Origin of the sequence: Rhizobium sp. UBA1881 (genome assembly GCF_002338015.1) — a bacterium.
In the GTDB taxonomy this organism is placed as follows: Bacteria; Pseudomonadota; Alphaproteobacteria; order Rhizobiales; family Rhizobiaceae; genus Rhizobium.
The window spans coordinates 1-3,520 of the sequence record NZ_DDHH01000100.1; the positions used below are offsets into that span (position 1 = coordinate 1).

Below are 3,520 nucleotides of genomic sequence, written 5' to 3' on the forward strand. Positions count from 1 at the left end.
GGCCGGCAGGCCAGAGGGGGGCGCCACACGGCACCACCTCAGCCAGCAGCCACCACACGCCGCCACGCCAACCAAAACAAACCACCCAATTCCACCAAACACCCCATTCCCCAGAGAGGACCATCCCATGCTGAAATTCACCGAAGAACACGAATGGCTGCAGATCGAAGCCGGTGTCGCCACCGTCGGCATCACCACCTATGCCGTCGAGCAGCTCGGCGATCTGGTGTTCGTGGAACTGCCTGAAGTCGGCGCCACCTTCGGCAAGAACGACAACGCGGCCACCGTCGAATCCGTCAAGGCCGCCTCGGATGTCTACTGCCCGCTGGCCGGCGAGATCACCGAAGTGAACCCGGCCATCGTCGCCGATCCGTCGCTGGTCAATTCAGACCCTCAAGGGTCTGGCTGGTTCTTCAAGCTGAAGCTTGCCAACGCCGCCGATGCCGACGGCCTGCTCGATGAAGCGGCCTACAAGGAGCTCACCGCGTAATGACGACGCCGACGGAATTCCAGTTTACCGACTACCAGCCCTACGACTTCGCCAATCGTCGTCACATCGGCCCTTCCCCGGCCGAAATGACCGATATGCTCAAGGTCATCGGTTACAACAGCCTCGACGGGCTGATCGACGCGACCGTGCCGCCCTCCATCCGCCAGAAGGCGCCGCTCCTCTGGGGCGCGCCGATGACGGAGCGCGAGGCGCTCGACAAGCTGCGCGAAACCGCCAACAAGAACAAGGTCCTGACCTCGCTGATCGGCCAGGGCTATTACGGCACGATCACGCCGCCGGTCATCCAGCGCAACATCCTGGAAAACCCGGCCTGGTACACGGCCTATACGCCCTACCAGCCGGAAATCTCCCAGGGTCGCCTGGAGGCACTGCTGAACTACCAAACGATGATCTGCGACCTCACCGGCCTCGACGTCGCCAACGCCTCGCTGCTCGATGAAGCGACGGCTGCCGCCGAAGGCATGGCGATGGCCGAGCGCGTCTCCAAGTCGAAGGCCAGGGCCTTCTTCGTAGACGCCGCCTGCCATCCGCAGACCATCGAGCTGATCAAGACCCGCGCCGAGCCGCTCGGCTGGAGCGTCGTCATCGGCAACCCGTTCACGGATCTCGATCCGGTCGACGTCTTCGGCGCCATCTTCCAGTATCCGGGCACGCACGGCCATGTGCATGATTTCACCGGCCTGATCTCGCGCCTGCACCAGACCGGCGCCATCGCCATTGTCGCCGCCGACATCCTGGCGCTGACGCTTCTGAAGTCGCCTGGCGAAATGGGCGCCGACATCGCCATCGGCTCTTCGCAGCGCTTCGGCGTTCCCGTCGGCTACGGCGGCCCGCACGCGGCTTACATGTCGGTGAAGGACGCCCACAAGCGCTCCATGCCCGGCCGTCTTGTCGGCGTCTCGGTCGATGCCCGCGGCAACCGCGCCTATCGCCTGTCGCTGCAGACCCGCGAACAGCACATCCGCCGCGAAAAGGCGACGTCGAACATCTGCACCGCGCAGGTTTTGCTCGCCGTCATGGCCTCGATGTATGCCGTCTTCCATGGCCCCAAGGGCATCAAGGCGATCGCCCAGCAGGTCCACCAGAAGGCCGTTCTGATGGCCAAGGGCCTGGAAAAGCTCGGCTACACCATCGAGCCTGAAACCTTCTTCGACACCATCACCGTCGATGTCGGCCACATGCAGGGCGTCATCCTGCGCGCGGCGGTCGCCGAAGGCGTCAACCTGCGCAAGGTCGGCGCCACCAAGATCGGCATGAGCCTCGACGAGCGCACCCGCCCGGCGACGCTGGAAGCCGTCTGGCGCGCCTTCGGCGGCAACTTCGCCGTGGCGGATTTCGAGCCCAGCTATCGCCTGCCAAAGGGCCTCGCCCGCACCAGCGAGTACCTGACGCATCCGATCTTCCACATGAACCGCGCCGAAAGCGAGATGACGCGCTACATCCGTCGCCTCTCGGACCGCGACCTGGCGCTCGACCGCTCGATGATCCCGCTCGGCTCCTGCACGATGAAACTCAACGCCACGGCGGAAATGCTGCCGATCACCTGGCCCGAGTTTTCGGATATCCATCCCTTCGTGCCGGCTGACCAGGCGCTCGGCTATCGCGAGATGATCGACGACCTGACGGAAAAGCTCTGCGCCGTCACCGGCTACGACGCCTTCTCCATGCAGCCGAACTCCGGCGCGCAGGGCGAATATGCGGGCCTCTTGACGATCCGCAACTACCACATCGCCAACGGCAACGGCCACCGCGACGTCTGCCTGATCCCGACGTCTGCGCACGGCACAAACCCGGCGTCCGCCCAGATGGTCGGCATGAAGGTCGTGGTCGTCAAGGTTCGCGAAAACGGCGACATCGACCTCGATGACTTCCGCGCCAAGGCCGAGCAGTATTCGGAGAACCTCTCCTGCTGCATGATCACCTACCCCTCGACGCATGGCGTGTTCGAGGAAACGGTGAAGGAGATCTGCGATCTCGTGCACAAGCACGGTGGCCAGGTCTATCTCGACGGCGCCAACATGAACGCCATGGTTGGTTTGTCCCGACCTGGTGACATCGGCTCCGACGTCAGCCACCTCAACCTGCACAAGACCTTCTGCATCCCCCATGGCGGCGGCGGTCCCGGCATGGGTCCGATCGGCGTCAAGTCGCACCTCGCCCCGCATCTCCCCGGCCATCCGGAAACCGACGGCCGTTCGGGTGCCGTATCGGCGGCAGCCTTCGGCTCGGCATCCATCCTGCCGATCTCCTGGAGCTACTGCCTGATGATGGGCGGCGAAGGCCTGACGCAGGCGACCAAGGTGGCGATCCTCAACGCCAACTACATCGCCGCCCGGCTGAAGGGCGCCTACGACGTGCTCTACAAGTCCGAGGCCGGCCGCGTGGCGCACGAGTGCATCATCGACACCCGTCCGCTGGTCGACAGCGCAGGCGTGACCGTCGACGACGTCGCCAAGCGCCTGATCGACTGCGGCTTCCATGCCCCGACCATGAGCTGGCCCGTTGCCGGCACGCTGATGATCGAGCCGACGGAATCGGAAACCAAGGCCGAACTCGACCGCTTCTGCGAGGCGATGCTGGCGATCCGCCAGGAAGCCCGCGATATCGAGGAAGGTCGCTCCGACAAGGCCAACAACCCGCTGAAGAACGCCCCGCACACGGTCGAAGACCTGGTCGGCGAATGGGATCGCCCCTATTCGCGCGAACAGGCCTGCTTCCCTCCCGGTGCCTTCCGCGTGGACAAGTACTGGTCCCCGGTCAACCGCGTCGACAACGTCTTCGGCGACCGCAACCTGATCTGCACCTGCCCACCACTGGAAGCCTACGCAGAAGCGGCCGAGTAAGGATATGAGATCGAAACGCCCGGCTTTGTCCGGGCGTTTCGGTGTTCTGGGGAGGTTCAGGTAGGTTGACGGATGAGGACCGTAATACACGCCATTTCCAACCTATTGATATGGCATCACAATTCTCTCTCGACCGTCATCCTCGGGCTTGTTGTACAGCCTTGAT

2 protein-coding genes are annotated in these 3,520 nt (G+C 64.0%); both read left to right on the forward strand.

From position 1 onward, the window contains the following. Nucleotides 1–127 precede the first annotated feature (127 nt). Nucleotides 128–490 carry a glycine cleavage system protein GcvH gene (gene gcvH, locus B3605_RS12455; protein ID WP_112945865.1) on the forward strand — a complete coding sequence of 121 codons (363 nt, stop codon included), beginning with the start codon at nucleotides 128–130 and terminating at the stop codon, nucleotides 488–490. Continuing rightward, nucleotides 490–3,354 (forward strand): aminomethyl-transferring glycine dehydrogenase, encoded by a 2,865-nt coding sequence (gene gcvP / locus B3605_RS12460; protein ID WP_112945866.1) that lies wholly within the window; start codon nucleotides 490–492, stop codon nucleotides 3,352–3,354. Before gcvH ends, gcvP begins: the two co-directional genes overlap by 1 nt. The last annotated feature ends 166 nt before the right edge of the window (nucleotides 3,355–3,520 follow it).

Bases quoted from the DNA above. Each gene is read 5' to 3' on its own strand.
- gcvH (WP_112945865.1), top strand. From the start codon at position 128: ATGCTGAAATTCACCGAAGAACACGAATGGCTGCAGATCGAAGCCGGT.
- gcvP (WP_112945866.1), top strand. From the start codon at position 490: ATGACGACGCCGACGGAATTCCAGTTTACCGACTACCAGCCCTACGAC.